The organism is Streptomyces sp. NPDC000229, from assembly GCF_040300825.1.
Taxonomy (GTDB): Bacteria; Actinomycetota; Actinomycetes; order Streptomycetales; family Streptomycetaceae; genus Streptomyces.
Genome location: NZ_JBEPEL010000020.1, coordinates 70,439 through 90,372, shown reverse-complemented (window position 1 = coordinate 90,372; position 19,934 = coordinate 70,439). Strand labels below are relative to the sequence as shown.

Genomic DNA, 19,934 nt, shown 5'->3' with positions numbered 1-19,934 from the left:
CCCGTGACGTCTCGAAAGCCTGATGAGCAACTGGCGCGCAATTCCAGACTCCGACCAGGACTCGGGGCGACGGGCGTATTCGGCCGACCGGGAGGTTCGGCCGGTCAGACCTTTCCGCCGCTCAAACGGCGACGGCGGCTGATGAACAGCCCGCCGCCGACGGCCGCCGTGGCGACCAGGGCGCCGCCGATGGCCATCTCCGTGGAGCTCGGTGCCATCGAACCGCCGATGCCGCCCCGGGCGCCGTGCCCGCGGACGACCGTGAAGGTCTTGGTGACCACCATCGAGTGGTCGCTGCACTTGACCGCCAGGTTGTACTGCCCCGGCGTGGCGTGGTCGTAGACCCGCGGCGTGGCGGCCGAGTGGCCCGAGGCGTTGACGGTGAGCGCCGTCCTGGGGAAGGCGTTGGACGTGACCGTGCCGCCGTGGCCGCACCCCATGGCGCTGACCGCGAGCTGGCCGCCCTGGTGGACCCGGGTCGGGGAGACCGTGACGTTGGTAGGACCGTTGTTGGCGACGGCCACGGGGGCGCAGAGCCCGATGGCCGCGCCGGCGGTGGCGGCCACCGCGAGAGCGCGTGAAGCACGCATCGTTGAACCTCCAGTGGAAGACGCCCCGAAGCGGCGCTCCGGGAGATTCGACGAGTACGCCTTCCACGACGAACCTTCACAAGTAGGTCTGATTACCGCATTTCGACACTCGTCCACCCCGGTGAGCCGACACGCCGGTCCCGCGCCCGTGTATCTGACGGAGCCGCAGGTCACGGACCGTCAGAGGCGGTTCAGGACGTTCCGTACGACGATGACTCGGATGGGTCATCCCCTCTGGCGGGCGCCACCCGTTCGCCCCTCTCCTGATCGCCGGTGCGGCACCGCGCACTTAGCGTGCGTACTACGCCGCGAAGGGAGAACCATGGGCAGGGGCCTGGACCACAGTGGCTTCGAGTCGAGGAGACGCTCACCGTGGGGCGCGCTGGCTCTCGTCATGCTCACCGGTCTCGCGATGATGCGGAACGGCGTCGACATCCAGCCCGGCCCGCCCCAGCCGGCTCCCGCCGCCGTCGCTGAGGGGCGCCGCGTGGGCGCGGCACCCGTTCCGCCCGCCGGGCTGCGGCCCCTCGCGTACGCGCCGGCGTCCCGGATCCGCATCGAGTCGATCGACGTCGACGCCCCCATCATGGACGTCGGGCTGGACCAGGAGGGCTGGATCGACGCACCACCGGCCCAGGACCCCAATATGGCCGGCTGGTACCAGAACGGCATCGCCCCCGGACAGCGCGGTACGTCGGTGATCGTCGGCCACGTCGACAACGAGTCCGGCCCGGCGGTCTTCTACGGCCTGGGCTCGCTCAAGAAGGGCAGCCGCGTCGAAGTGACGCGCTACGACGGGCGGGTGGCCGTCTTCGAGGTGTACGGCATCGAGGTCTTCTCCAAGGAGGACTTCCCGGGCCCACGCGTGTACGGCGACACCGGGCACCCGGAGCTCCGGGTGATCACCTGCGGCGGCGGCTATTCCAAGGCCAACGGCTACGACGGCAACGTGGTCGTTTTCGCCCGGCTGGTGGCGACCCGCTGAGCGGGCCGCCCAGCGGGTCTTCCGGCAGGTCTTCCGGTGGGCCCTTCGGCGGGTCTTCCGGTGGGCCCGTCGGCGGGCACCAGGCCGTGGCTCATCGGCGCGGCACGGTGAGGTGGTAGCCGGCGGCCAGGAGCTCCGGCAGGTAGGTGCGCAGCGCCGCCACGCTCTGGGAGCGGTCACCGCCCGCGTCGTGGGAGAGGACCACGACGCCCGGCCCGGCGCCGTCCAGCACACGGCGTACGATCAGGCCCGTGCCCGGCTCCTTCCAGTCCAGGGTGTCCACCGTCCAGGCGAGCGGCTCCATGCCGAGTTCGGCGCCGATTTCGAACGAGTGCCGGTTCCAGGCGCCGTAGGGGGCGCGGTACCACAGGGGCGGGGTGCCGAGGGTCCGCTCGATGAGGTCGCTGGTGCTGCCGAGTTCGTCGCGGATGCGGGAGGGCCGGAGCCTGGGGATCAGCGGGTGGGACCAGGAGTGGTTGCCCACGACGTGCCCGTCGTCGGCCATCTCGCGCAGCAGGTCCGGGTTCACGGCCGCCATCTCGCCGCAGACGAAGAACATGGCGCGTACGCCGTACTGGCGGAGCGTGCGGAGAATGGCGGGCGTGTAGCGGGGGTCGGGTCCGTCGTCGAAGGAGAGGACCATCGACCGGCCGACCCCGGAGACCCGCAGGAAGGGCCGCTGCCGCACGGGCGGCAGGGCGCGCCGGTAGCGGGGAGGTGCGTGCGCGGTCATCGGCTGGAGCCGGTACGAGGACGGCGCCAGGCGCGGGGCCGCCTGGGCGCGCGCCTGGGGTCCGGCGGCGCCGGGCGGTGCGGGTGCGGTGGGCCGGGACGGTGTGCCCGTCCGTTCCAGGGTGAGGAGCCCGAAGGTCGTGGTGGCCCCGAGGGCGGCGGCGATGCGCAGCACCATCCGCCGCCCCGTGGGCATTTGATCATTTTTCATGACTAATAACTCGCATGGCGGATGCCGCGCGGCCCTCACCCACACCGGCCAGGCAGCCGATTGCACCCGATGGGACCAGCGGACAACGGGCGGCGACGGGCGGTGTGTGTCGTCTTCCCCGGGGGCTCCGGGTGGACCATCATGATCCGCCGTCAGCCGACGCCGTCTGCGAAGAGGTGACGCTCATGGCCCGAATCCGCGCGGGGCAGGGAATTCTGCGCCGCAAACCCATCGCACTGATCGACGAGGGCGTCGAGGAGGAACGGCTCACCCGGACGCTGGGGCTGTGGCAGCTCACCGCCATCGGCGTCGGCGGGATCATCGGTGCGGGGATCTTCACCCTCGCCGGTACGGTCGCCAACGGCACCGCGGGGCCCGCCGTGCTCGTCTCGTTCCTGATCGCGGGCATCGCCAGCGCGGCCGCCGCGTTCAGCTACGCCGAGTTCGCGGGGCTGATCCCGAAGGCCGGGTCGGCATACACGTACGGCTACGTGGTGCTGGGCGAGCTCGCGGGCTGGTTCATCGGGTGGGACCTGCTGCTGGAGTACACCGCGATCGTCGCGGTCGTCGCCATCGGCATCTCCGGCTACTTCAACTTCCTGCTCGGCGAGGTGGGCGCGGAGCTGCCCGCCTGGATGCTGGGCGCGCCGGGAACAGGAGAGGGCCACAAGGTCGACCTGTTCGCGGCGCTGCTGTGCCTGCTGATCGCCTACCTGCTCACGCTCGGCATCAAGAACGCGGCGCGCTTCGAGACGGTTGTCGTGGTGCTGAAGGTGCTGGTGGTGCTGCTGGTGATCGTGGTCGGCTTCTTCCACGTCGCGTCCGACAACTACAGCCCGTTCTTCCCGTTCGGGGTGGGCGGCGCGTTCACCGGTGCGGCGACGGTGTTCTTCGCGGTGTTCGGGTACGACGCGATGTCGACGGCGGCCGAGGAGTCCAAGGACGCGCAGCGCCACATGCCGAAGGCCATCCTCTACTCGCTCGCCATCTCAATGGTGCTGTACGTGCTGGCCTGCCTGGTCCTGACCGGTATGCAGAACTACACGGAGGTCGACCCGGAGAGCGGTTTCTCCACCGCGTTCAAGTCGGTGGGCCTCGGCGCCCTCGCGGACGTCATCGCGGTGGGTGCCATCATCGGCATCCTTACGGTCATGTTCACGTTCATGCTGGGCGTCACCCGTGTCTGGTTCTCGATGTCCCGGGACGGGCTGCTGCCGCACTGGTTCGCCAAGACGCACCCGACGCGCCACGTACCGACCCGCGTCACCTGGATCGTCGGCGTGGCGTCGGCGCTCATCGCGGGCTTCCTGCCGATCGGCGAGGCGGCAGAACTGACCAACATCGGCATCCTGCTGGCGTTCGTGGTGGTGTGCGTCGCGGTGATCGTGCTCCGCTACAAGCGGCCGGACCTGCCGCGTACGTTCCGTACGCCGGGCATGCCGTTCGTGCCGGCGATCGGCGTGGTCTTCTCCATCTGGCTGATCACGTTCCTGCAGTGGCAGACGTGGGCCCGGTTCGCCGTGTGGTTCGCGCTGGGGCTGGTGGTCTACTTCGCCTACTCGTACCGCAGGTCGAACCTGGCGAAGGCCGAGGCCCGGGGCCGGGCGCGGACAGAGGGGCCGCCCGCGCCCTGACGCACCGCTACTCCCCCATCACCAGGCCGTCCTTGGCCGCGCCGCGGCTGAGGACGACCTGCTGGATGCGGTCGCGTACGGGGGTGAGGTTCTCGCCGCCCTTGACAGCGGCGGTGAGGTCGACCACCCGGCCCGTCCCGGTGTTGAACCACGTCGGCAGGAACTCCGCCTTCGCCACGTCCCAGCGTCCGCCGGGTGAGGCGGGCGGGGCGAAGGTGAAGCGGCCGATGGTGCCCTGATTGCCGCGAGGGTCGAACGCTCCATTGTAGTTGATCATGTCGCCGGCGATCTGGTCACCCATGCCGTAGATGATCCAGGTGCCGTTGACCTTCTCGTACGCCTGCGGGACGTGGGCGTGGGTGCCGATGATCAGGTCGATGTCCGGGCGGCCACCGGTGGCCGAGGCGGTGAGGCTCCGGCCGAGGCTCAGCTGCTGCCGGTCGGGGGCGGTCTGCCACTCGGTGCCCCAGTGCAGGCTGACCACGACGACATCGGCACCGGCGGTGCGGGCCGCCCGCGCGTCGGAGAGGATCTTGTTCTCGTCGATGAGGTTGACCGCCCAGGGCCTGCCCTGGGGCAGCGGGATCCCGTTGGTGCCGTAGGTGTACGCCAGGTGGGCCACCGTGGCGCCGCCCGCCTCGAGGAGGGTGGGGCGGGCGGACTCGGCGGCGGTGCGGGCGGAACCGGCGTGGCGGATGCCCACCTTGTCGAGGGCGTCCAGGGTGCGGGCGAGGCCCGCGGCGCCGTCGTCGAGGGTGTGGTTGGAGGCGGTGGAGCAGGAGTCGTAGCCGGTGGCGGCGAGGGCGGTGGCGACCTCGGGCGGCGACTTGAAGGACGGGTAGCCGGTGTAGGGGCCGCCCTCCTTGCCGTACACCGTCTCCATGTGGCAGATCGCCAGATCGGCCTTGGAGACGACCGGTCTGGCGCCGGAGAGCATGGGGCGGAAGTCATAGCCGGCGCCGCCCGCGTCCGCCTGGGCCTGCCGGATGATCGAGGCGTGCGGCAGGACGTCGCCGCTGGCCACGAGGGTGAACCCGCGCGTGGGCGCGGCGGCGGCGCCGCCCACCGAGGAGGGCGCCGACCGGACGGCCTCGTGCGGCCGGCCGGCCGGGACGGCCGCGGTGCGGGGCTCGGGCTGCGGACCGGAACAGCCTGCCGCCGCGCCGAGAAGGACGGTGGCCACCGCCACCGTGGTCCGTCGCATGCGTGTGGTGGTCATCAGCCGGTCTCCGTGGGGCTTCGGGGGCTTGGGAAGAGGCGGGGCGCTCCCCTGGATCCCTACGGGAAACGGTGATCAGTCAATCCTTAAATACGCAAAATCACACAAACGCAGTGATGCAGGATTTATCCCTCCGGGTGACCGTTCACCGCACCATTCGCCGCTCGGTGTGACCGCTCGTCGCACATCACGGTGCGGCGCCTGTCCCTTCGGGCACGGATGCGTTCGTATACGCGTCGAGGGTCTGAGCACGGCGCGAAAGGGTGTGACGATGACGACGACGACCACCGACGAGCGGGCCTTGGAGGAGCTCCAGCGTGACCACGGACCCGCGCTGCTGAGCTTTCTGCTCGGTCTGACGTACGGCGACAGACAGCGCGCCGAGGACCTGCTCCAGGAGACGCTCGTACGCGCCTGGCAGCACCCCGAGGCGTTCGAGGCGCCGTACGAGTCGATGCGTCCGTGGCTCTTCACGGTCGGCCGGCGCCTGGCGATCGACGCCCGCCGGTCACGGATGGCCCGCCCCACCGAGATCGGGGACGGCGTGCTCGCCGGCACCCCCGACCCCTCGGACGTCACCGAGTCCGCCGTCGCCGCGCTGGACGTACGGGCGGCGGTGCGGGAACTGAGCCCCGAACACCGGGCGGTACTGGTACGGATCTACTTCGACGGCCTGTCCGTGAAGGAGGCCGCAGCGGATCTGGGCATACCGGCCGGGACGGTCAAGTCGCGGTCCCACTACGCGCTGCGGGCGCTCGGCCGGTGCCTCCCCGGCTACAGCCGGACGCTCTCCGGCTCCCTCCCGGGCTGACCCCTCCCGCCCCACCGTCCCCTCCGGGCACGTCGCCGCCCGTGCGTCACCGCCCCGGCCGGAATGTAGGCGAAACCACACCGCCGAGTTGAGCAAAGAGCGGCCCCGGGCCGTGCCTGACGGTAGAGGCTCGTCGTCGAGGACCACACGCACACGCAGAACGTCCGGGAGAAGGTGGGAACGTTGCGGCCCGAGAGCACGAACGGCACCGGCGGGGGCGGAGGGCTGGCCGTCCCGATGGCCTGGCTGTGTGCCGAGTACATCGCCGATGAACTGCTGAGAGCCGGTGGCCTGGTCGAACCCGGCTCGCTGGAGTACCAGGCGGGCCGCCGGACGCTCGCGCTCACCGTCTACCTGGGTGACGGCACCGACGACACCCCCGGCCCGGGGTCCGAGGACCGGCTGGAGGAGTGGCTGACCCGCACCGCGCACGGCCATCCCTGGGAGGACTGGGTACGCGAGCGGCTGGCGGCACGCCGGGAGCGCGACGGCGACGACGAGGGTCTCGCCCTGGCCGAGGAGACCTGGCGCCGGCTGGAGGGCACCCACCTGCTCGCCACCGACCTGGGCGCCCTGTCGGCCGGCCCGGCCGCCGGGCTCGCGGTCGACGAGTCGGAGGCGGTGTGGCTCCCCTCCTGGCGCCTGGGTCTGCCACTCGGACACCTGGCGCTACGGCTGCACTGACGCGCCTGTACTGACGCGCCTGTACTGACACGCCTGTACTGACACGGCTGCGCCGATGCTCAGTGCGGCTGGACCGGACGGGCCCGGACTCCGGCGGGCAGATCCTGATGGCCGCTGCTGGCGAGCATCCGTACCTCGCCCCGGTCGCTTATCTCCGCCAGGACGATGCCCGTGTCGTCCGCGTAGACCGGATGCCCGCCGGCCCCGGTGCGCTCGGTGCGGTGCACCCGCACGACGTCCTCCTGCCCGAAGTCCAGCTCGTAGTGATCATGGATGCGCATGGCTGCCTCCCGGTCGCGTTCACCGCCACGCACCCGCGTCCCCATAACGGGACTTTTCATGCCGGAACGGACGTCGGCGGGTCGCGGTGCACACCCGCGCGATACTTCGGGACACGGACCGTGACCTTCATGCCCGCGCCGACGCCCGTCTCGACCACGAGGCCGTAGTCGTCCCCGTACACCTGGCGCAGCCGCTCGTCGACGTTGGACAGCCCGATGCCCGAGGTCCGGGTGCGCTCCCCGGCGAGGATGGCGCGCAGGACGTCCGGTTCCATGCCGACGCCGTCGTCCTCGATGGTGACGACCGCCTCGGCGCCCGCGTCCTCGGCCGCGATCGTCACCCGGCAGGTGGTGCGGGAGTCCTCCAGGCCGTGCTTGACGGCGTTCTCGACCAGCGGCTGGAGGCACAGGAACGGCAGCGTCACCGGCAGCACCTCGGGCGCCACCCGGAGGGTCACCTGGAGGCGGTCGCCGAACCGCGCGCCCGCGAGCGCCAGGTACTGCTCGATGGAGCGCAGTTCGTCGGCGAGCTGGGTGAACTCACCGTGCCGCCGGAACGAGTAACGGGTGAAGTCGGCGAACTCCAGGAGGAGTTCACGGGCGCGTTCGGGGTCGGTGCGGACGAAGGACGCGATGGCGGCCAGCGAGTTGAAGATGAAGTGCGGGGAGATCTGGGCCCGCAGGGCGCGGATCTCGGCCTCGATCAGACGGGTACGGGACCGGTCCAGCTCGGCCAGTTCCAGCTGTACGGAGACCCAGCGGGCCACCTCCGTCGCGGCCCGCACCAGTACCGCCGACTCGCGCGAGCCGTACGCCACCAAGGCACCCAGCACGCCCTCCTCGCCGGTCAGCGGCGCGATCACCGCCCAGCGCAGGGGGCAGTCCGGCTCGTCGCACGCGGCACGCACGCTCTGCCCCCGCCCCGAGCCCAGCACCTCGGCGACCCGCTCCATCACCTGGCCCCGGTGGTGGTCGTCACCGGGACCGTCCCAGGCGAGCACGGCCGTGCGGTCGGTCAGGCACAGCGCCTCCGTGCCGAGCAGCGAGCGCAGCCGCCGGGCGGCCTTGCGCGCGGTGTCCTCCGTGAGCCCGGCGCGCAGGGGCGGGGCGGCGAGGGACGCGGTGTGCAGGGTGTGGAAGGTGGCGCGCTCCACGGGGGTGCCGAGGTCCAGTACGTCCTTGCCGGCCCGCCGCGCGGTGAGCCGCCCGAGCGCGAACCCGGCGGCGAGGAGGACGGCTCCGGCGGCGGCCAGCGCCGCGAGCAGCGTTCCGCTCACCGGGCGGCTCCTCTCCGCTGTTCCGGCGCCCGGGGACGGGGACGGCCGACCAGGTCCTCGGGCAGGTGGAGCCGGGCCAGGATCGCCGGGGTACCGGCCGGGACGCGGCGGGGCGTGGCCAGCGACACGGCCACCATGGTGAGGAACCCGAGCGGCACGGACCAGACGGCGGGCCAGGCCATCAGCGTGTGCGGCCACCCCTCCGGGGCGAGCCCCGCGCGGGTCGCCATCACGGCTGTGAGCGCGGCCCCGCCGCCCGCCACCAGACCGGCCATCGCACCGGGCGGGGTGAGGCGCCGCCACCAGATGCCGAGGACCAGCAGCGGGCAGAACGAGGACGCCGACACGGCGAACGCCAGGCCCACGGCGTCGGCCACCGGCACATTGGTCGCCACCAGGCTGAGGGCCAGCGGCACCGCCATGGCGAGCACGGTCGCCAGCCGGAAGTGCCGCACCCCGCGCGAGGGAAGCACGTCCTGGCTGAGCACGCCGGCGACCGACATGGCAAGCCCCGACGCCGTCGACAGGAACGCGGCGAACGCCCCGCCCGCCAGCAGCGCGCCCAGCAGTTCACCGGCCGTCCCGCCCACGACCCGGTCGGGCAGGACGAGCACGGCGGCGTCGGCCGCCCCGGTCAGGGTGAGCTCGGGCGCGTAGATCCGGCCGAGCGCGCCGTACACCGGCGGCAGCAGGTAGAAGGCGCCCACGAGGCCGAGGACGACGAGCGTGGTGCGGCGGGCGGTGCGCCCGTCGGGACTGGTGTAGAAGCGCACGGCGACGTGCGGCAGCCCCATGGTGCCGAGGAACGTGGCGAGGATCAGGCCGTAGGTGGCGTACAGCTGGTGGCCGTCGCGGCCGTCCGCCAGCGGCTGCGACCAGCTGAGCGGATCGCCGCCGGTGGCAGCCCGCTCGGGGACGTGCGCGCCCTCGGGGAAGCGCAGCGTGGTGCCGGCCTCGACCCGGTGCCCGCCCTCGTCGAGGGTGACCCGGTCCTCCTCGTACACGGTGGAGTCGATGCGGCCGGAGACGGTCAGGGTCAGCGGCGCGTCGATGTCGATGCGTACGGTGTCGTCGACCGTGACGGCGGTGTGCTCGCGGAAGACGGCGGGCGCGTCGAACCGGGCGCGCGGCGCGTCGTCGCCCCACCAGGCGGTGACCAGGAACAGCGCGGGGACCAGCAGGGCGGTGAGCTTGAGCCAGTACTGGAAGGCCTGCACGAAGGTGATGCTGCGCATCCCGCCCGCCGCGACAGCTCCCGTGACGACGACGGCGACGACCAGCCCGCCGACCCACTCGGGGGCGCCGGTGAGGATCTCCAGCGTCAGGCCGGCGCCCTGGAGCTGCGGCAGCAGGTAGAGCCAGCCGATGCCGACGACGAAGAGGCTGGACAGCCGGCGCGCCTCGGGCGACTCCAGGCGGGCCTCGGCGAAGTCGGAGAGGGTGTACGCGCCGGAGCGGCGCAGCGGGGCGGCGACCAGGACCAGCAGGACGAGGTAGCCGGCGGTGTAGCCGACCGGGTACCAGAGCATGTCGGGGCCCTGGAGGAGGACGAGTCCGGCGATGCCGAGGAAGGAGGCGGCGGAGAGGTACTCGCCACTGATGGCGGCGGCGTTGAGGCCGGGGCCCACGGTGCGGGAGGCGACGTAGAAGTCGGAGGTGGTGCGGGAGATCCGCAGGCCGAGGGCGCCGATGAGGACGGTGGCGAGGACGACGGCGGTGACGGCGGCCACCGCGTAGGTCTGGTTCACGGCCGGTCCATGCGGGCTCAGCGGCCTTCCACGAGACCGGTGAAGTCACGCTCGTTGCGCTCGGCGCGGCGGACGTACCAGCGGGCGATGAGCCAGATGACGGGGTACGTGCCGACGCCGAGGGCGGCCCAGACGAAGGGCTCGGCGGAGCCGCGCCCCAGAGCCGTCGGGAGGGTGAACAGCAGGGGCAGCGATCCGACGAGCAAGGCGAGGGTGGCGAGCGCGTAGAGCGCGGCGCGCAGCTGGCTGCGCATCAGGGAACGTACGTAGGTGTGGCCGAGGGTCGTCTGCTCGCTGATCTCCGAGCGGGCGGGCGCGTGGCCGGGCGGACGGCGGGCGGAGCGCGGCACACCGGTGACCGTCTCGCGGCGGGGGCGGCGCGCGGGTTCGTGCTCTGCGGGCATCGGCGTCCGTGGGTGGGCTGGCGGGGCGGCTGGCTCGGATGGTGGAGTCTACGCAGAAGCCATATCCGAAGGTAGACCCCGGTTTGTGCGTCTGCCTCGGCCTCGGCCTCGGGTCAGGGTGCGGGGGACCGCCGGGCGGCGTCGCCGAGCGCGATCTCCAGTTCGACGTAGGACTCTTCGGCCCGGCGGTACGCCACCTCCAGGGCGACGGCCGTGCGGGGCCCGACCAGCCCGTGCGTCGATTCCTGGATCTCGTACAGCACATCGGCCCAGCGCGCGGCGGCGCTCCTGGCCCCGGCGAGCAGGGCCTCGGCCTCGTGCGGCTTCGCCGGCCGGAGGTCCGGCAGCGCGCGCACCTCGGCGAGCAGCGCCTCGATCTCCATGGTCATGCCCGGCCCCCTCTCCGGTGATCAAGGGTAGGCCGCCGTGCCGCTGCCCCCGGTGCCGCACCTGCCACCCGTCGCCGAACGGCGCCTCCCGCGCGTCGAACGGCGCTCAGCCGCGTGCCTGGCGCATCAGCAGGTCGCGCAGGTGGCGGGCGTGCCGGCGGCTGACGGCGAGCTCCGCCGCACCGACGCGGACAGTGGTCGTCCCGGCGTCGAGGCGCAGTTCGTCGATACGGCGCAGCGCGACGAGGTGGCTGCGGTGGATCCGTACGAAACCGCGCGCCGCCCACCGTTCCTCCAGCGTGGAAAGCGGGATGCGGACCAGATGGCTGCCCTCGTCGGTGTGCAGCCGCGCGTAGTCGCCCTGCGCCTCCACGTACGCGATGTCGTCGACGGCCACGAACCGGGTGACGCCGCCCAGTTCGACCGGGATCTGTTCCGCCGGGGTGGGGGCGATCGCGGGTTCGGCGAGGTCGCGGACGCGGCGCACCGCCTCGGCCAGGCGTTCCTTGCGGACGGGTTTGAGGACGTAGTCGACGGCCTTGAGGTCGAACGCCTGGAGGGCGAACCCTTCGTGGGCGGTGACGAAGACGATCAGCGGCGGCCTGGCGAACCCGGCTATTAGGCGGGCGATGTCGAGGCCGGTGAGCCCGGCCATGTGGATGTCGAGGAAGACGACGTCGATGGCGTCGTCGCCGTCGGGTCCCGCTTCGAGGGCGCGGCCGATACGGCGCAGCGCCTCGGTCGCGTCGGTGGCGCCTTCCGCGCTGCGCACCCGCGGGTCGGAGCGGAGGAGGTAGAGCAGCTCTTCGAGAGCGGGCTTCTCGTCGTCGACGGCCAGTACGCGCACCATGTGCGGAGTGTAGGGGTGGGGCGATTGAGCGAGGAACGGCTCGGATGCGTACTCCTTGGCGTAGGGCTTCACGGAAGCACGGGCACACCGACGCGTACGCGGGAATGAGGGCACCCCCATGAGTCTGCGGGAGCGGCATCACGATGTCGCCGCCTATGCGCTGGGCGTGCTGGAGCCCGCGGACGCCCTCGCCTGCGAGGAGCATCTGGCGCGGTGCGGGGCCTGCGCGACCGGGCTCGCGGACTTCGCCTTCACCACGTCGGCGCTGGCCCAGCTGGCGGGCCGGGAGCCGCTGAGGCCCCCGGGGGCGCGGCGGGGCGCGGCGGCTCCGACGGGCCGGCGGCGGGGCCGTCGTCCGCGTCGCCCGCCGGCGCGGCGGTGGCGGGCGCGCGTCGTCGGGGTGGCCGCGGCGCTGGCCGTGGCGGTGCCGGGCGCGGTCCTGCTGACCGCTCCGGCTCCGGGCGGCGGTGATCCGGCGGTGCGGCGGGCCGCGGCGACGGACACGGCGACGGGTGCGTCGGCGTCGGTCGCGCTGCGGGAGCGGGAGTGGGGTACGGAGGTTGCTTTGCGGGTGGCGGGGGTGCGGGGGGCCCACGTGTGCGAACTGGTCGTCGTCGGCACGGACGGCCGGGCGTGGCCGGTGATGACATGGGCGACGGACGAGGGCGACAAGCCGTTGATGGAGGGGGGCATCGCGCTGCCGATCGGTGAGATCGAGCGGCTGGAGGTGCGCACCGTGGAGGGCGAGCGGCTGGTGTCGGTTCGGCCCTGAGTCGTTCGGGCGCGCTCACTTCAGTAGGCGGGACAGCCTGCGGTCGGCGAGGGGTTTGCCGCCGGTCTGGCACGTGGGGCAGTACTGCAGCGACGAGTCGCTGAAGGACACCTCCCGGATCGTGTCACCGCAGACGGGACACGGTTCACCGGTACGGCCGTGCACGCGCAGCCCGCTCTTCTTCTCGGCCTTGAGGCGGCCGGCGGCCAGTCCGTGCGAGCGCTCCACGGCCTCGCCCAGGGTGGTGCGCATCGCCTCGTACAGCGTGGTGATCTCCTCGTCGGTGAGGTTCTGTACGGGTTTGAACGGCGACATCCGGGCGGCGTGGAGGATCTCGTCGCTGTACGCGTTGCCGATGCCCGCGATCAGGCTCTGGTCGCGCAGGGCGCCCTTGAGCTGTCGCCGTTCACCGGCGAGGAGGGCGGCGAAGGCGTCCCGGTCGAAACCGTCGGCGAGGGGGTCGGGGCCGAGGCGGGCGACACCCTCGACGTCGGCCGGGTCGTGGACGAGGTGGACGGCGAGCCGCTTGGTGGTGCCGGCCTCGGTGAGGTCGAAGCCGTCGCCGCCGGTGAGCGCGACGCGGAGCGCGAGCGGGCCCTTGCCGGGGCGCGGCGGCCCGGAGGGCAGGACGTCCCGCCACTGGAGCCAGCCGGCCCGGGCGAGGTGGATCAGCAGATGGAGCCCGTCGGTTTCGATGTCGAGGAATTTGCCGTGCCGGCCGACGGCGGCGACGGTGGTGCCGTCGAGCGCGGACAGCGGCGGGTCGTACGTCTTGAGGACACTGACGGCGACGGGCAGCGCGCGGGCGATCTCCTTGCCGACCAGGTTCGCGTCGAGGAACTCTCGCAGGGCTTCGACCTCGGGCAGTTCGGGCATGGTTCCAGCCTGCCGCAGGGCCGTGCTGCGCGCCGCTCGGGTCGGCTCCGGTCCCCGGTCAGCCCGGGCCGTCGGTCGCCTTCACGAGTTCCGCCAGTTCGTCGTGGATCGCGGCCGCGAGCCGGTCCACGTCCGGCACGGCCTTGCCGTCGGCGACGAGACCGACGTGGACGCGTCCGCCGTAGGGGGACATCGCCACGGCCAGGGCCTGGCCGCGTGCGAGCGGGGCCATGGGGTGGAGGGCGCGCAGCGGGCAGCCGCCGAGGGAGAGGGTGGAGCGGGGCAGCGGCACGTTGGTGACCAGGACGTCGAACAGCATCCGCGCCGCTCCCTGGGCCAGCGGGGCGCCGAACCGGTGGGCGAGCGGTGGCAGTTGGTCGGCGAGCACGGCGACCGCGCCGGCCCCCCGGGTGGGCCCCGCGGCCTTGTTGCGGTCCATGCCACGGCGTACGGAGTCGAGCCGGCCGAGCGGATCGGGGTCGGAGAGGGGCAGGTCCAGGAGGTACGCGGAGAAGGTGTTGCCGGGGCCCGGCGCGCCTCCGGGCCTCCGCCGGGAGACCGGCACGAGGGCGCGCGGGTCGGCCGTGGGGAGCGGCTCGCCCCGCTCCAGCATCCAGTGGCGCAGCGCCCCGGTGGTGACCGCGAGCAGCACATCGTTGGCGGTGCCGCCGGTGACCCTGCGGACGCGCCGTACCTCCTCCAGGTCGAGGTCGGCGGTGGCCAGGCGCCGCGTCCCGCTGGAGCCGGCGGTGAGCGCGGGCGTGCCGCGCGGATCGAGGCGGCTGGCCCGTACGACGGAGGCGCCGACGCCCAGGGCGCGGCCGAGCTCCTCGATGCGGCCGCGTGCGGCGCCCGCGACGTGCAGGGGGCCGGGCAGCCAGGAGCGGGGCGGCACGGGGCGTGGGCGGCGGCGGCCGGGCGGCCGGGCACCGGCGATCTGGTCGAAGATCCCGGCGCCGATGGCGACCGCGCGCATCCCGTCGGCGAGTGCGTGGTGGAGCTTGACGAGCACGGCGAAGGGGCCGCCCGGCGCTCCGGTCAGCAGGTACATCTCCCAGGGCGGCCGCCCGCGTTCGAGGGGGCGTTCCATCAGCTCGCCGGCGAGCCGGGTGGCTTCGGCGGTGAACCCGCCGGAGGCGGCGCCGTTCGGCAGCCGGAGGTGCCGGACGTGGCGGTGTACGTCGAAGGTCTTGTCGACGCTCCAGGCGGCGCCGCCGACCGGCAGCAGGACGTCGCGGACCCGCATCCTCAGCCGGGGGATGGCGGCGGCGCGCTCGGCGAGCAGGTCCAGGAGGCCGTCGGGGCCGCCGGGGCCGCCGGACTCACCGGGGCCGGGATCGAAGCGGGCGAGGGCGCCCAGGTGCATGGGGTGGTCGGGCGTCTCCAGGTGCCAGAAGGCCAGGTCGAGAGGTGCCAGCAGCTCACTGCTCAAGGGATCCCCATGTCGTGCGAAGGCCGTGGAAGGCTACGGAAAGGCAGTCAATCGCCTTCGATCGGTTACGGTCAAGTACGATCCCTTCACTTACAGTTAACAGCGGGTGTCCATTAAATTTCCGATCTGCCAGTGATCATGAACTCGCACCAGACGCATTTGCCGTTGCCGCGCGAGTCCACGCCCCACACCTCGGTCAGCCGGTCGACCAGCAGCAGTCCCCGCCCCGAGACGCCCGACAGCCCCGCCTCGCGGCGGCGCGGCAGGGCGCTGGAGCGGTCCTCCACCTCGACCCGCAGCCGCCGCTCGTGCCCGGACAGCATCCGCAGGGTCACGATCGCCCCGCCGTCGGTGTGGAGCAGCGCGTTGGTGATCAGCTCGTCGGCGACCAGCTCGATCTCGTCGGCCCGCTCCCCAGCGCCCCAGGCCCGTACCGCCGCCCTGATCATGTGCCGGGCCGAGCTCAGCGCCTCCGGGTCGCTCTGGGCGACGTGCTGCTGGAGGCGCCCGCCGGTCTGCGGGGTGTATCCGCCCTTGCGGCGCAGCAGCAGGATGGCCACGTCGTCCTCGCCGGCGCGTTCGTCGACCACGTCGCACAGGTGGTCGGCGAGGTCCTGGAGGTCGTGCGGTCCGTTGCGCACCAGGGCCGTGAGCCATTGCACGCCCTCGTCGAGGTCGGCGCCCGGCTGCTCCACGAGCCCGTCGGTGTACAGCAGCAGGGCCTGCCCCGGGTCCAGCTCCAGGATGGCCACGGGGTAGTCGAGCCGCCCGAACTCCGCCGACAGGCCCAGCGGCATCCCGCCCGGCACCGGCACCCGGCGGCAGCTGCCGTCGGTGTCCCGCAGCAGCAGGTCGACATGCCCCGCCCGCACCACCTGCACCACGCCCGTCGCCAGGTCGGCCTCCAGGTACGTACAGGTGGCGAAGCGGTCGGTGTCCAGCTCGTGCAGGAAGGAGGAGGCCCGGGCCATCACGGTGGCCGGGGTGTGCCCCTCCGCCGCGTAGGCCCGCAGCACGATGCGCAACTGGCCCATCACGGCCGCGGCGTGCGTGTCGTGCCCCTGGACGTCGCCGATGACGGCGCCGACCCGTCCGCCGGGCAGCGGGATGATGTCGTACCAGTCGCCGCCGATGTCCCGGCCGAGCCGGGCCGACCGGTAGCGGACGGCGATCTGCGCGCCGGGGACCTCGGGGATCCGGCGCGGCAGCATGGCCTGCTGGAGCCCTTCGGCGAGGTCGTGCTCCTGCTCGAAGAGCATGGCGCGCTGGATGCTCTGCGCGATGCTGCTGCCCAGCGCGACCAGCACATTGCGGTCCTCGGGCGAGAAGCCGTTCTTGTCGCCGTAGAGCAGGCCGAGCGCGCCGATGGGCCGGGCCTGGGCGATCAGCGGCAGATAGGCCGCGGAGGTGATGCCCAGCCCGCTGATGTGCGGCCAGAGGATGGGGTAGGAAGTGGCGAAGTCCTCGGGTGACTCGATGAAGCGGGGAGCGAGGGTGCGGACGACTTCGCTCATCGGGTACTGCTCGTCCACCCGGGTGTACCGGGTGCCGGGCACGAAGGAACCCTGGGGGCCGTCGGCGACCAGGTGGATCCGGCCCGACTCCAGCAGTCCCATCACCAGACTGGTCGCGCCGAGGTGCTCCAGCCCGTGCGAGTCCTTCAGGACGTCGATGACGTCCTGGACGGTCCGGGCGTGGGCCAGGGCCGCGGTGGTGGACTCCACCACGCTGGTCTGGCGCCGCCGCTCCTCGTCGACCTCCCGCCGGGCGGTGGACTCGGCGAGCTCCTGGGTCGCGTCCCGCACGATGCCGATGATGCGGCGCGGGCGGCCCGTCTCGTCCCGCCGGATGAACCCCTGGGTGTGCGTCCAGCGCAGTCCGCCGTCACGGGTACGGATGCGGAAGTACGCGCCGTAGTGGGCGCCACCGCTCTTGAGGGCCTGGGCCACCATCGAGTCGAGGCGGACGGCCTCGCTGGGCGGGACGCGGGAGGCAAGGCTCTCGGGCCGCCCGTCGTACTCGGTGACGTCCACCTGGAACACCTCGAGGGCGGTCCGGTCCATGTGCATGAGCCCGGTGTCGAGGTCCCAGTCGAAGCTGCCCATGCGGTTGAGCGTCAGACTCAGATCCGGGTGGGCGGGCCAGTCCTCGGGAAGCGACAGGGCATCCGCTGCCGGATCAACCATGGAGCCACTCTGCCATCATTTGTCGGCTTTTTCGACTGCTCGCTGACCCATCAGCCCTCGTAGACCTCCGGCTCGAGGGCCATGTCCTCCGGTTCGCCGCCCCCGTCCGGAGGGCCGCCCCCGTCCTGCGGGTCGGGAGCGTCCTGCGGGGCGGGAGCGTCGGGCACGCCGGCGCCGTCCGGTACGCCGGGGCCGTCCGGTACGCCGGGGCTGTCGGGCACAGCAGGGGTGTCGGGGCTGTCGGGCATGGCAGGGCTGTCGGGGCTGTCGGGCATGGCGGGGGGTTCGGCGCCCGGGCCGGCCGGGTGGTCACCCGGGCCGTTCGGTGCGGGCACGACCGGGGGCGGCGGGGGCGGTGGCGGGGTGGGGCAGCCCGGCAGGACCGTCCGGGTGCCGACCGCGGTCGGGCAGTCCGCCGGTGCCACCGGCTCGGGCACCCCGGGCTCCTCCGGCGCCGACGAAGCCACGAGGTCGCGCTCACCGGGGGCGTACGGAGGCGGCGCCTCGGGCCGCTTGTCCCGTTCCCCGCCGGTACCCGTGAGGCGTTCGAGCCAGGTGTTGTCCAGGAGGTTCACGATGATCAGGCTGTGGACCACCTGCTGGGTGGGGGTGACGATCACGACCCGCCCGGGGTGGTAGCCCGCCCAGGGCCTGCCCATACCCGCGACGGCACCGTTCACCCCGGTGGCACCGCCGGCCCCGCGGGCGACGTCCGGCGACCGCAGCGGGCCGCCGCACGCGCACCGCACCCGCGGCGCCCCGTACTGGTCGACGAGGACGGCCGTACCGGCCTGGAGGACGGCCTGGAAGGGCATGGCGGAGCCGTCGCGGTAACCGTGGGCGGTGACCCGGGTATCGGCGCGGAGCACCACCGGGGTGAGGCCTCGCAGCCAGGAGGTGATGCCCGCCGAGCCGATACCGGCGGCCTGCGCGAAGGCCCGCGCCCGGGTGTCGTCGTCGGTCAGGAGGCGGGCCTGCCGCTCGACGTCGCAGCTGGGAGCGGAGGGCGCACCGCCATAGAGGCCGGGCGTGGACCCGGGGACGGTACGCGGACCTCTGCCCTCCGCGGCCCGGTGAGGTGGCGCGGTGGGCGTACGCGGCGACGGGCGGGCCGTCGACGCGGTGAACGGGTGGGGCCCCCGGGCGCCGGCCGGCTGGAGGCGCACGTCGCGCAGGTCGGCCGCCGCCCCGGTGCCCTCGGCCGCGCCCGCTCCCTCGCCAGCCTCGCCGCCACAACCCGCCACCAGCAGCACGGTGGCCAGCAGAAGCGCGGTCGGCGCGGCGAGTGCGGCGTACCGGCGGCGACGTATCGGTGAGCGCACGCGATCCTCCTTCTCGGTGCTTCATGTCTGCCGGATCCCCCGGAGGCCCGCAACCGGAAGCCCGACCCCTACATCGAACTTGAACACGTTCAAAGAACGCTCTACGCTCATGGAACTGAACACGTTCAAGCAAGGGGGGTGGGGCGTCGTGTCCGTACTGGTCGACCTGATCGTGACGCTCGGCATGCTGGTGATCGTCCCGGCGGGCCTCCGCCTGATGGCCGGTGCGGAACTCACCGCGATCCGCCGCCTGTGGCCCCTGTTCGCCGTACCGGGGGCCGTCTGCCTGTGGCTGCCGCGCGGCGCCCTCGCCGCCACCCTCGCCTCCTGCTACGCGCTGGGCACCGTCGTCCTCGCGCTGCACGCCCCGCGCCGGCTGCTCCGTACGCGGTCGCCGGCACCGACCGAGATCGCCGTCCTGACGGCCCTGGTGAGCCCGTCGATCGCCGCGCTCGCCCTGGTCGCCGAACGGCTGGGCCACCGGCTGTTCGGCTTCGGCCTGGACATCCTGGCGCTGACCGTCCCGCACTTCCACTTCGCCGGTTTCGCCGCCGCCCTGGTGGCCGGGCTGGTCTGCCGCACCGTGGACCGCCCGGCTGCCCGGTTCGCCGCGCTCAGCGTGCCGCTGGGCACCCTGCTCGTCCTTCTGGGCTACTTCCTGAACGACTGGGCCGAACTGGCCGGGGCTCTGGTCCTCACCGCCGGCATGTGGGCCGTCGCCCTGCTGACGTGGCGCGACGTCACGCCCCGCGGGCACGAGCGGCCCACCCGCGCACTGCTCACCGTCTCGGCGGCCGTCCTGGTCGCGACCATGCTGCTCGCGCTGAGCTGGGCGCTCGGCGAGGCGACCGGCCTGCCCCACCCGAACCTGACCTGGATGACCGCCACCCACGGTCTCGGCAACGCGCTCGGCTTCGCACTCTGCTCCGTGCTGGCCTGGCGACGACTCGAGGAAACCAAGGAGACCCCGGCATGACCCGCCTGATCCGCACCCTCGGCACCCCCGCCACCACCCCGGTCGGCCCGGCCGGTCTCAGCTACCCGGACGTCGGCGCCACCCGGACCCGCCCCCTCCCCACCGGGTACCACCACATGCACCACGAGGCGCTGATCGGCCACGGCCAGGAGGTCTTCGAGGCGGCGGGCGCGGCCGTCACGACCTGGGCGATGCACCGGAAGTCCGGCGCACGCGTGCGTGCCGACTCGGTACGGGCGGAGCCGGGCACGGCGGTACAGATCGCCCTCGGCGTCGGCCCGCTCGAGGTCGCCGCACCGTGCCAGGTGGTGTGGACGGCGTACGAGGAAGACCGCGTCGGCTTCGCGTACGGCACCCTGACCGGGCACCCGGAGTGCGGCGAGGAGTCGTTCGTGGTGGACCGGCGGCCGGACGGCTCCGTGTGGTTCACCGTGACGGCGTTCAGCCGGCCCGCCCTCTGGCACACGCGGGCGGCCGGACCCGTCGTACCCCTGCTCCAGCGCGCCTACGCGCGGCACCTGGGCCGCACGCTGCGAAAGATCGCCACGGGATGAC

Annotated in this window: 20 protein-coding genes; 7 read left to right on the top strand and 13 right to left on the bottom strand. The window is 73.0% G+C overall.

Annotated elements, in window-relative coordinates:
- Positions 1 to 104: 104 nt before the first annotated feature.
- Positions 105 to 590, bottom strand: a complete 486-nt coding sequence (locus tag ABT360_RS13550; protein WP_351814623.1) for a hypothetical protein — start codon at positions 588 to 590, stop codon at positions 105 to 107.
- A gap of 322 nt (positions 591 to 912) precedes the next feature.
- On the opposite strand from ABT360_RS13550, the gene ABT360_RS13545 reads away from it, so the two are divergent.
- A complete protein-coding gene (locus ABT360_RS13545; protein WP_351814621.1) occupies positions 913 to 1,575 on the top strand; it encodes a class F sortase in 663 nt (220 codons plus the stop codon).
- Between the two features lie 91 nt (positions 1,576 to 1,666).
- Here the strand turns inward: ABT360_RS13545 and ABT360_RS13540 are convergent, their stop codons facing one another.
- Entirely contained in the window at positions 1,667 to 2,503 is an 837-nt protein-coding gene (locus ABT360_RS13540; protein ID WP_351814619.1) for a polysaccharide deacetylase family protein, read from the bottom strand.
- A 200-nt stretch (positions 2,504 to 2,703) separates the two neighbouring features.
- On the opposite strand from ABT360_RS13540, the gene ABT360_RS13535 reads away from it, so the two are divergent.
- Entirely contained in the window at positions 2,704 to 4,152 is a 1,449-nt protein-coding gene (locus tag ABT360_RS13535; RefSeq protein ID WP_351814618.1) for an amino acid permease, read from the top strand.
- Between the two features lie 7 nt (positions 4,153 to 4,159).
- Here ABT360_RS13535 and ABT360_RS13530 read toward each other — a convergent pair whose 3' ends face one another.
- On the bottom strand, positions 4,160 to 5,371 hold the full coding sequence (locus ABT360_RS13530; protein WP_351814616.1) for a CapA family protein: 1,212 nt from the start codon (positions 5,369 to 5,371) through the stop codon (positions 4,160 to 4,162).
- 271 nt (positions 5,372 to 5,642) lie between these two features.
- Here ABT360_RS13530 and ABT360_RS13525 point away from each other — a divergent pair, with 271 nt between their 5' ends.
- On the top strand, positions 5,643 to 6,182 hold the full coding sequence (locus ABT360_RS13525; protein WP_351814615.1) for a sigma-70 family RNA polymerase sigma factor: 540 nt from the start codon (positions 5,643 to 5,645) through the stop codon (positions 6,180 to 6,182).
- 183 nt (positions 6,183 to 6,365) lie between these two features.
- Complete coding sequence (locus tag ABT360_RS13520) at positions 6,366 to 6,866, top strand: hypothetical protein (protein ID WP_351814613.1); 501 nt, start codon at positions 6,366 to 6,368, stop codon at positions 6,864 to 6,866.
- A gap of 59 nt (positions 6,867 to 6,925) precedes the next feature.
- Here the strand turns inward: ABT360_RS13520 and ABT360_RS13515 are convergent, their stop codons facing one another.
- The 6 genes from ABT360_RS13515 to ABT360_RS13490 form a co-directional block, all read right to left on the bottom strand.
- A complete protein-coding gene (locus ABT360_RS13515) occupies positions 6,926 to 7,147 on the bottom strand; it encodes a DUF6296 family protein (protein ID WP_351814611.1) in 222 nt (73 codons plus the stop codon).
- A gap of 56 nt (positions 7,148 to 7,203) precedes the next feature.
- A complete protein-coding gene (locus tag ABT360_RS13510; protein ID WP_351814609.1) occupies positions 7,204 to 8,424 on the bottom strand; it encodes a histidine kinase in 1,221 nt (406 codons plus the stop codon).
- Positions 8,421 to 10,172 (bottom strand): sodium/solute symporter, encoded by a 1,752-nt coding sequence (locus ABT360_RS13505; RefSeq protein ID WP_351814607.1) that lies wholly within the window; start codon positions 10,170 to 10,172, stop codon positions 8,421 to 8,423. Before ABT360_RS13505 ends, ABT360_RS13510 begins: the two co-directional genes overlap by 4 nt.
- A gap of 17 nt (positions 10,173 to 10,189) precedes the next feature.
- Entirely contained in the window at positions 10,190 to 10,576 is a 387-nt protein-coding gene (locus ABT360_RS13500) for a hypothetical protein (RefSeq protein ID WP_351814605.1), read from the bottom strand.
- 113 nt (positions 10,577 to 10,689) lie between these two features.
- Positions 10,690 to 10,965, bottom strand: a complete 276-nt coding sequence (locus ABT360_RS13495) for a hypothetical protein (RefSeq protein WP_351814603.1) — start codon at positions 10,963 to 10,965, stop codon at positions 10,690 to 10,692.
- A 106-nt stretch (positions 10,966 to 11,071) separates the two neighbouring features.
- Positions 11,072 to 11,815, bottom strand: coding sequence for a LytR/AlgR family response regulator transcription factor (locus ABT360_RS13490; protein WP_351814602.1), 744 nt, complete (start codon positions 11,813 to 11,815; stop codon positions 11,072 to 11,074).
- Between the two features lie 118 nt (positions 11,816 to 11,933).
- Here ABT360_RS13490 and ABT360_RS13485 point away from each other — a divergent pair, with 118 nt between their 5' ends.
- Positions 11,934 to 12,587 (top strand): anti-sigma factor family protein, encoded by a 654-nt coding sequence (locus ABT360_RS13485; protein WP_351814600.1) that lies wholly within the window; start codon positions 11,934 to 11,936, stop codon positions 12,585 to 12,587.
- Between the two features lie 15 nt (positions 12,588 to 12,602).
- On the opposite strand, the gene ABT360_RS13480 is transcribed toward ABT360_RS13485, so the two are convergent.
- The 4 genes from ABT360_RS13480 to ABT360_RS13465 all read right to left on the bottom strand — a co-directional run bounded on the left by ABT360_RS13480 (position 12,603) and on the right by ABT360_RS13465 (position 18,403).
- Complete coding sequence (locus ABT360_RS13480; protein ID WP_351814598.1) at positions 12,603 to 13,463, bottom strand: Fpg/Nei family DNA glycosylase; 861 nt, start codon at positions 13,461 to 13,463, stop codon at positions 12,603 to 12,605.
- Positions 13,464 to 13,521: 58 nt separating this feature from the next.
- Positions 13,522 to 14,895, bottom strand: a complete 1,374-nt coding sequence (locus tag ABT360_RS13475; protein WP_351814596.1) for a wax ester/triacylglycerol synthase family O-acyltransferase — start codon at positions 14,893 to 14,895, stop codon at positions 13,522 to 13,524.
- 113 nt (positions 14,896 to 15,008) lie between these two features.
- A complete protein-coding gene (locus ABT360_RS13470; RefSeq protein WP_351814594.1) occupies positions 15,009 to 17,081 on the bottom strand; it encodes a SpoIIE family protein phosphatase in 2,073 nt (690 codons plus the stop codon).
- A 50-nt stretch (positions 17,082 to 17,131) separates the two neighbouring features.
- Positions 17,132 to 18,403: a DUF6777 domain-containing protein gene (locus ABT360_RS13465; protein WP_351814593.1), complete on the bottom strand. Its 1,272-nt coding sequence runs from the start codon at positions 18,401 to 18,403 to the stop codon at positions 17,132 to 17,134.
- Between the two features lie 148 nt (positions 18,404 to 18,551).
- Between ABT360_RS13465 and ABT360_RS13460 the strand changes: the two genes are divergently transcribed.
- Together ABT360_RS13460 and ABT360_RS13455 are read left to right on the top strand one after the other, a co-directional pair.
- Positions 18,552 to 19,379 carry a YndJ family protein gene (locus tag ABT360_RS13460; protein WP_351814625.1) on the top strand — a complete coding sequence of 276 codons (828 nt, stop codon included), beginning with the start codon at positions 18,552 to 18,554 and terminating at the stop codon, positions 19,377 to 19,379.
- Positions 19,376 to 19,933, top strand: a complete 558-nt coding sequence (locus ABT360_RS13455) for a DUF1990 family protein (RefSeq protein ID WP_351814592.1) — start codon at positions 19,376 to 19,378, stop codon at positions 19,931 to 19,933. The genes ABT360_RS13460 and ABT360_RS13455 overlap by 4 nt, the downstream gene beginning before the upstream one ends.
- Position 19,934 lies beyond the last annotated feature (1 nt).

Bases quoted from the DNA above. Each gene is read 5' to 3' on its own strand.
- ABT360_RS13550 (WP_351814623.1), bottom strand. From the start codon at position 590: ATGCGTGCTTCACGCGCTCTCGCGGTGGCCGCCACCGCCGGCGCGGCC.
- ABT360_RS13545 (WP_351814621.1), top strand. From the start codon at position 913: ATGGGCAGGGGCCTGGACCACAGTGGCTTCGAGTCGAGGAGACGCTCA.
- ABT360_RS13540 (WP_351814619.1), bottom strand. From the start codon at position 2,503: ATGCCCACGGGGCGGCGGATGGTGCTGCGCATCGCCGCCGCCCTCGGG.
- ABT360_RS13535 (WP_351814618.1), top strand. From the start codon at position 2,704: ATGGCCCGAATCCGCGCGGGGCAGGGAATTCTGCGCCGCAAACCCATC.
- ABT360_RS13530 (WP_351814616.1), bottom strand. From the start codon at position 5,371: ATGACCACCACACGCATGCGACGGACCACGGTGGCGGTGGCCACCGTC.
- ABT360_RS13525 (WP_351814615.1), top strand. From the start codon at position 5,643: ATGACGACGACGACCACCGACGAGCGGGCCTTGGAGGAGCTCCAGCGT.
- ABT360_RS13515 (WP_351814611.1), bottom strand. From the start codon at position 7,147: ATGCGCATCCATGATCACTACGAGCTGGACTTCGGGCAGGAGGACGTC.
- ABT360_RS13500 (WP_351814605.1), bottom strand. From the start codon at position 10,576: ATGCCCGCAGAGCACGAACCCGCGCGCCGCCCCCGCCGCGAGACGGTC.
- ABT360_RS13495 (WP_351814603.1), bottom strand. From the start codon at position 10,965: ATGACCATGGAGATCGAGGCGCTGCTCGCCGAGGTGCGCGCGCTGCCG.
- ABT360_RS13490 (WP_351814602.1), bottom strand. From the start codon at position 11,815: ATGGTGCGCGTACTGGCCGTCGACGACGAGAAGCCCGCTCTCGAAGAG.
- ABT360_RS13485 (WP_351814600.1), top strand. From the start codon at position 11,934: ATGAGTCTGCGGGAGCGGCATCACGATGTCGCCGCCTATGCGCTGGGC.
- ABT360_RS13480 (WP_351814598.1), bottom strand. From the start codon at position 13,463: ATGCCCGAACTGCCCGAGGTCGAAGCCCTGCGAGAGTTCCTCGACGCG.
- ABT360_RS13470 (WP_351814594.1), bottom strand. From the start codon at position 17,081: ATGGTTGATCCGGCAGCGGATGCCCTGTCGCTTCCCGAGGACTGGCCC.
- ABT360_RS13455 (WP_351814592.1), top strand. From the start codon at position 19,376: ATGACCCGCCTGATCCGCACCCTCGGCACCCCCGCCACCACCCCGGTC.